The 7,059-nt window shown below is 71.3% G+C and carries 6 protein-coding genes and 1 pseudogene; 2 read left to right on the forward strand and 5 right to left on the reverse strand.

All coding sequences use genetic code 11. The features are described 5' to 3' along the window. A partial coding sequence (locus tag ACIBQZ_RS16610; protein WP_396089488.1) for an FG-GAP repeat domain-containing protein occupies positions 1-339 on the reverse strand: 339 nt, incomplete at its 3' end. A gap of 231 nt (positions 340-570) precedes the next feature. Between ACIBQZ_RS16610 and ACIBQZ_RS16615 the strand changes: the two genes are divergently transcribed. Together ACIBQZ_RS16615 and ACIBQZ_RS16620 are read left to right on the forward strand one after the other, a co-directional pair. Continuing rightward, a complete protein-coding gene (locus ACIBQZ_RS16615; protein WP_396089489.1) occupies positions 571-2,172 on the forward strand; it encodes a methyl-accepting chemotaxis protein in 1,602 nt (533 codons plus the stop codon). Between the two features lie 201 nt (positions 2,173-2,373). Further along, a complete protein-coding gene (locus ACIBQZ_RS16620; protein WP_396089490.1) occupies positions 2,374-3,303 on the forward strand; it encodes an anti-sigma factor RsbA family regulatory protein in 930 nt (309 codons plus the stop codon). A 24-nt stretch (positions 3,304-3,327) separates the two neighbouring features. On the opposite strand, the gene ACIBQZ_RS16625 is transcribed toward ACIBQZ_RS16620, so the two are convergent. The 4 genes and pseudogenes from ACIBQZ_RS16625 to ACIBQZ_RS16640 form a co-directional block, all read right to left on the reverse strand. Beyond that, a complete protein-coding gene (locus ACIBQZ_RS16625; RefSeq protein ID WP_396089491.1) occupies positions 3,328-4,506 on the reverse strand; it encodes an ROK family protein in 1,179 nt (392 codons plus the stop codon). Positions 4,507-4,537: 31 nt separating this feature from the next. Beyond that, the gene (locus ACIBQZ_RS16630) at positions 4,538-5,791 is read right to left on the reverse strand and encodes a sugar ABC transporter permease (protein WP_396089492.1); all 1,254 of its coding nucleotides are present in this window, start codon (positions 5,789-5,791) and stop codon (positions 4,538-4,540) included. Next, positions 5,788-6,603: an ATP-binding cassette domain-containing protein gene (locus ACIBQZ_RS16635; RefSeq protein WP_396089493.1), complete on the reverse strand. Its 816-nt coding sequence runs from the start codon at positions 6,601-6,603 to the stop codon at positions 5,788-5,790. Before ACIBQZ_RS16635 ends, ACIBQZ_RS16630 begins: the two co-directional genes overlap by 4 nt. A 121-nt stretch (positions 6,604-6,724) precedes the next feature. Then, positions 6,725-7,059 (reverse strand): annotated as a pseudogene (locus ACIBQZ_RS16640) (sugar ABC transporter substrate-binding protein); the annotation flags it as partial.

The following is a 7,059-nucleotide window of genomic DNA, read 5'->3' on the forward strand; positions in this document are numbered from 1 at the left end:
GTTGTCCCGGGCCACGATGTCCTGCCGGCCGTCCCGGTCGTAATCCGCCACGCCCGCGAACGTCATCGCATTCCAGCCGTTGCCGATCTCGAACCGCCCCAGGCTGCTGTAACCCCGCGTCGACTGACCCGGATACAGCCAGAGCTTGCCGGCTCCGTCGCGCGCCACGATGTCCTTGCTGCCGTCACGGTCGTAGTCCGCCACGCCGGCGAACGTCATCGCCGGCGTGTAGGCGGCCGCGGGTGTGGCGCCGGCGACCGTGGAACCGGCCGCGAGCACGAGTGCCGCCCCCACGGTGGCCAGCCGGCGTCCCGCCGATTTTGTGGTGTTGGTGTCCATTTCTCTGCCCCCGTTGATCGTCCTGCCGCCGGAGCGGCCCTGACGTCCTCCGACAGTAGGCAGTTCATGCCGATATGCGAATGTTGTGTCGTCTTTCGGTCACACTGAGCAACCGTGCGATAGCTAGGCGAATCGGAAAGCCTCAGCTCCATGGCCCCAGCGCCGAACCGGGGGTCAGGGGCTCGCTGTGCAGGGCCTCGGCCGGTGCTGTCCACCTGAGGAGAAGAGAACGTGGCGCGGATCAATGGGCTGGGAGCGGCGTTCGACAACCGGTCGCTGCGGGCGAAGATCGGCGCGGCGGTGCTCGTCGCGACCGCGGTCGGGGTGGTCATCGCGGCCATCGCGCTGCGGACGCTCTACCAGATGAGCGACACGTCGATCTCCGCGCAGCGGGCGGACCTCACGGTGCTGAAGGCGTCGTCGAGCGTCGGGCAGAACCTCGAGGGCTTCGTCGGCTCGACCAGCTCGATGCGGGCGTACCCGGGGATCGCGGCCGAGATCGCCAAGGGCATGGCCGTGCAGCAGCAGGCGATCGACTCCGGGCTCCAGGTGCTCGCCACCAACCTCTCCGACGCGGCCGGCCAGACGCTGATCAAGCGCATGCAGGCCGACTGGGCCAGCTTCAAGGAGTTCATCACCGCCGTACCGGAGACGTCCACGGCCGCCGACCCGGCGGCCGAGCTGGCCGCCGGGCTGGCCAAGTTCAACGAGCTGCACAACGCGCTGCTGGCCGACCAGGCGGCGGTGGAGCAGTCCGTCTCCGACGGCGTCGCCGCGCAGATCGCCGAGGGTGAGCAGCGCAAGACCAACGCGGTGCGCACCGTCGCGATCATCCTGGTGATCGGCGTGGTGATCAGCCTTTACCTGGGGATGCGGGTGGCCAACCGGGTACGCCGCGCGGTCGCCGGCGTCTCCTACGCCGCCGAGGGCCTGGCCGAGGGCGACCTGACCCGCACCTGCAACGTGACCGAGCGCGACGAGGTCGGCCGGATGGCGACCCTGCTCGACCGCGGCATCGGCCGGCTGCGCCAGGACGTCGTCCAGCTGGCCGGCAACGCGACCACCCTGCAGAACTCGGCCGAGCAGCTGACCGCGGTCTCCAGCGCGGTGGGCTCGGCCGCGGCCGACGCGTCCGTGCAGGCCGGCTCGGTCGCCGCGGCGGCGGACGTGGTCTCGAACAACCTGCAGATCGTCTCCACCGGCTCGCAGGACGTGGGCGCCTCGATCCGCGAGATCAGCGCGTCGACCTCGGAGGCGACCGGGGTCGCCGCCCAGGCCGTGCAGGTCGCCGCCGCCACCAACGCCACGGTCGCGCGGCTCGGCGAGTCGTCCACCGAGATCGCCACCGTCGTCAAGGTCATCACCGCGATCGCCGAGCAGACCAATCTGCTGGCCCTGAACGCGACCATCGAGGCCGCCCGGGCCGGCGACGCCGGCAAGGGCTTCGCGGTCGTCGCGAGCGAGGTCAAGGACCTGGCCCAGGAGACCGCCAAGGCCACCGAGGACATCGTGCGCCGGGTGGAGACGATCCAGGCGGACACCTCCGGCGCGGTCGCGGCGATCGGGGAGATCTCCGCGATCATCGAACGGATCAACGACATCCAGGTGACGATCGCGTCCGCGGTCGAGGAGCAGACGGCCACCACCCAGGAGATGAACCGGACGCTCTCCGAGGCGGCCGACGGGGCGGGCAACATCGCCGCGACGATCACCGGCGTCTCCGAGGCCACCCGGCGGACCACCGACACCATCGACGAGACCCGGCACGCCGCCGGTGAGCTGGCCACCATGTCCCGCCAGCTGCAGGACCTGGTGTCACGCTTCCGCTACTGAGGACCGACCGGCCGGGTACGGGTCCGGACCCGTACCCAGCACGGCGTACCCCCATAGGGGGAGATCCGGTTCGATTCCCCGATCGCCGCCGGGCGCCGGAGTACCGTGGGCCGCTGAGACGAGCCGGCAGGTCGGCAGGCGCTCGAGGCCATGCCACCGGGTCTGCATCCGCGACGACGCTCCGATCCAGGTGAAGCGACGATGTCCACAACGCCCCTGACCCACGACGCGATGTTCTACGACAGTGACCAGGAATTCGCCGACGCGCTGCTCCCGTTCATCCGGGACGGCATCGACCGCGGCGAGGCGGTCATCGCGGCGGTGACCAAGGCGAACATCGCCTCGCTCAGAGACGGCCTGGGCCCGGACGCGACCGAGGTGTCGTTCCTCGACCGGGATCAGTGGTACCAGCGGCCGGCTTCCACCCTGGCCGGCTGGCAGCGGGTGCTGCACGACGCCACCAACCGCGGATACCAGCGGCTGCGCCTGATCGGTGAGATCGACTTCGGCCCCGCCGAGCGACATACGAGCTGGACCCGGTACGAATCCGCGGCCAACGACATCTTCGCGCAGGTGCCGGCGTGGATCATCTGCTCGTACGACCGGCGGACGGTGCCGCCCGCCGTGATCGACGACGCCCGGCGGACCCATCCCACGTTCTTCGCGTCCGACCGGCCGGCCAGCGACGCCTACGAGCCGCCCGAACGGTTCCTGCGGGCCGTCGCCGAGCCGATGCCGCCGACCTCCGGCCCGCCCGTGCTCAGCCTGCGGATCGCGGCCGACGTGGCGCTGGCCCGGTACGCCGTGGCGGCCCTGCTGGAGGCCCGGGGGTGGACGGACACCGACCGGGGTGAGGACCTCATGCTGGCGATGAGCGAGATCGTCACCAACAGCATCCGGCACGGCCGGGGCCGGCGGCACCTGCGGGTGTGGATCGACGGCTCCACGGTGACGTGCGAGGTCACCGACAACGGCGCCGGCCTGGCGGACCCGCTCGCCGGCTACCGGCCGCCGTCGCCGTTCAGCACGAACGGCCGCGGCCTCTGGATCACCCAGCAGATCTGCGACGGCTTCGGGATCAACCACGCCGACGGCACCACCACCGCCCGCTTCACGGTCACCCTGCCCTGATCAGCCCTGCCCTGATCCGGCGGTTCAGCCGAGCAGCGGGTCGTCCAGCAGGTGGGCGAAGGCCAGCTCGGCGGCGCCGAGCAGGGCCGCGTCGTCGCCCAGCTCGGGTGTCCGCATGCGGAGGTGCTCGCGGGCGGCCGGCAACGCGACGGCGTTCAGCCGGCTGCGGATCGGGGCCGCCGCGACCAGGTACACGTCGCGCAGCGTGCCGCCGAAGATCACCGCCTCGGGGTTGAAGATGTTCGCCAGGTTGCCGACGCCGAAGCCGATCCACGCGCCCACCTCGCGGACCGCGGACCGGGCCCGGCGGTCGCCGCGCATCGCCGCGTTGACCACGCCCAGCACCGCTTCCCGGCCCGACTCCCCCGCCCGGCCGGCGTGCCGGAGCAGCGCGTGCTCGCCGATCTCGGTCTCCCAGCAGCCGCGCGAGCCGCACCAGCACTCCCGCCCGTCCGGGTTGACGACCATGTGGCCGACCTCGCCGCCGTAGCCGCGGTGCCCGGCCACCCGGCGGCCGCCGGCGATGATGCCGGCGCCGACCCCGATGTCGCCGTGCAGGTAGACGACGTTGGCGCAGCCGACCGCGACGCCCCGGCTGTGTTCGACCAGCGCCGAGACGTCCGCGTGGTTGCCGACGGTGAGCCGGCCCGGTTCCCCCAGCGCGGCGCCGAGCGCGGCGCCGACCGGCTCCTCGCCCGCCCCGATGGTGGGCGCCAGCCGCACCGTGCCGTCCGCCTGACGGGCCCGGTCCACGACGGCCACGCCGGTGCCGACCGTGCGGGTGCCCACAGCCACCGCGCGGCGCATCTCGCCGACCAGGCAGGCCAGCGGCGGCACCGTGTCGAGCAGCGCCATCCCGCGCGGACGGTCGGTCTCCCGGCGGTCCAGGATGCGGCCGCCCAGCCCGACGCGGGCCGCGCGCAGCCGGTCCACCTCGATGCTCAGGGCGTACGCGTGGACCCGCGCCGACTCGGGCCGGACCACCAGGGACGGCCGCCCGGCCCGGCCGGTGTCGCGGGGCACCGCCTCGCTGACCAGTCCCGCGCTGGTCAGCTCGGCGGTCAGCGCGCCGATGGTGCTGCGGTTCAGGCCGAGGCGGGTGGTGAGTTCCGCCCGGGAGGTGGCGCCGTGCAGGTGCACGTACTGCAGGAGCGAGCCGAGGTTGGTCCGGCGGACCTCGTCCGGGCCCGAGGCGGCTCGCATCAGCGTGCCGCCCCCGGGCCCGGGGTGGCGTTCATCGTGTTCCGGTAGCAGCCGCCCTGCGCCGGGCGAGGGCGTCGACGCTCGCGGCGACCAGCAGGATCAGGCCGGTGAAGATGAACTTCTGGCCGGACGAGAAGCCCATCAGGCCCATGCCGTTGTCGATCACCGCGATCACCGCGCCGCCGATCACCGCGTTGATCACCTTGCCCTTGCCGCCGAACAGGCTGGTGCCGCCGATCACGGCCGCACCGACGGAGTAGAGCAGGATGTTGCTGCCGCCGGTGTTCGGGTCGACGGAGCTGGCCCGGCTGACCGCCATGATGCCGCCGATCGCGGCCATGAACGAGCAGATCGCGAAGACCGAGATGCGGATCCGGTCGACCGGGATGCCGGCGCGGCGGGCCGCCTCGGTGTTGCCGCCCACCGCGTACACGTGCCGGCCGTACGTGGTCCGGCCGAGCACGAAGGTCCAGAAGATCAGGAAGGCGGCGATGATCGGGACGACGATCGGCACGCCCTTGAGCGAGTTGATCGCCGGGTTGACCGCCCGCTCCTGGGTCAGCACCGCCGTGGTGGTCAGCACCAGGGCCGCCAGCCCGGCGATCCGCAGCAGCACGATGCCGATCGGGTCGGTCACCAGGCCGCGGGCGGCCCGGCTGCGGACCCGGTTGAACTGCACCAGCGCGTAACCCGCGACCACGCCGACGGCCAGCACCCAGCTCCACAGCACCGGGATGTTGTCGTTGTTCAGCGAGATGACGAACTCGTCGCGGATGGAGATGTTGATACCGCCGCCGAGCAGCACCAGCAGCAGCCCCTGGAAGGCCAGGAACGCCGCCAGCGTGACCACAAAGGACGGGATGCCCACCTTGGCGATCAGCACGCCGAGTATCAGGCCGATGACCAGGCCGGTGACCAGGGCGGCCGGGATCGCGATGTACCAGGCGATGCCGTGGTCGGTGAGCAGGATCGCCATCACCGCGCCGCACACGCCGCTGGCGAAGCCGGCCGACAGGTCGATCTCGCCCAGCAGCAGGACGAAGATCAGGCCCATCGCGATGAACACGACCTGCGCGCTCTGGGTGAACAGGTTGGCGAAGTTGAGCGGGCTGAAGAACGTCTCCCGGGCGATGCCGAAGATCAGCGAGAGCACGATCAGGCCCAGCACCGCGGGCAGGCTGCCGAGGTCGCCGCCGCGCACGCGGCCCCAGTAGTCGTGCATATGGCCGGCGAGGGTGGGCTTGACGACCTTGACGCCGCCGGCGGTGGTGGTCGTGGTGGTCACTGCGGGCCTCCGGGCGTGATGTCGACGATGTCGCCGTTGAAGTCGGAGGGCGAATCCGGGGGCAGACCCAGGTTGCCGCTGCGGCCGGAGGTGATCAGCTCGACGATCTGCGAGTGGGTCACGTCGCTGGCCTTGACCTGGGCCGCGGTCCGGCCCAGATACAGCGCGGCGACCCGGTCGGAGACCGCGAAGACGTCGTTCATGTTGTGCGAGATCAGCACCACGCCCAGCCCGTTGTCGGCGAGCCGGCGGACCAGCTCGAGGACCTGCGCGGTCTGGGCCACGCCGAGCGCGGCGGTGGGTTCGTCGAGGATGACCACCCGGCTGTTCCAGAGCACCGCCTTGGCGATCGCGACGGTCTGGCGCTGGCCGCCGGAGAGGCTGGCGACGAGCTGGCGCAACGACTTGACGGTGCGCACCGACAGGCTGGCCAGGGTGTCGCCGGCCATCTGTTCCATGGTGGGTTCGTCCAGGACCAGCCCGCGGACCTTCTCCCGGCCCAGGAACATGTTCTGGACGATGTCCAGGTTGTCGCAGAGCGCCAGGTCCTGGTAGACGACCTCGATGCCCAGCGCGGCGGCGTCCCGGGGGCTGTGCACGTGGACCGGGTTGCCGTCGAAGGTGACCGTGCCCGCGTCGATCGTGTAGATCCCGCTGACGCACTTGACCAGCGTTGACTTGCCGGCGCCGTTGTCACCGACCAGCGCGGTCACCTCGCCGGCGTAGACCTTCAGTCCGACATCGTGCAGGACCTTGACGGGACCGAAGCTCTTGTCGATCCCGTTGAGTTCCAGAAGGGGTGTCGCGGCCACGATGGTTCTCCTTAGCTCGGTGACCGGCTTCGGGCATCACTCGACCCGGGCGCCGCCCCCACCGGGGTGGAGGCGGCGCGTCGTGCCGTCCGGGACCAGGCCCGTGATGATCAGCCCAGCGTCAGCTGATGCCGGCTTCCGTGCAAGCCTTCGCGAAGTCGGCCGTGCACAGCTCTTCCTTGGTGACGAACTTGTCCGCGATGACGTCCTTCACGTTCTCCTTGGTGATGGACTGCGGCTCCAGCAGCACCGCGGGCACGTCCGCGCCCGAGTCCGGGTCCTTGACGGTGCTCGTGGCAGTGCTCGGACGCTCCCCCTTGGCCAGGGCGATGGCCAGCTCGGACGCCGCGTCGGCCTCCTTCTTGATGGCCTTGTAGACCGTCATGCACTGGTCACCCGCGAGGATGTTCTGCAGACCCTGCACCGTCGCGTCCTGACCGGTGACCGGAACCTTGC

The sequence above is a fragment of the Actinoplanes sp. NPDC049599 genome (assembly GCF_044465625.1).
Lineage (GTDB): Bacteria > Actinomycetota > Actinomycetes > Mycobacteriales > Micromonosporaceae > Actinoplanes.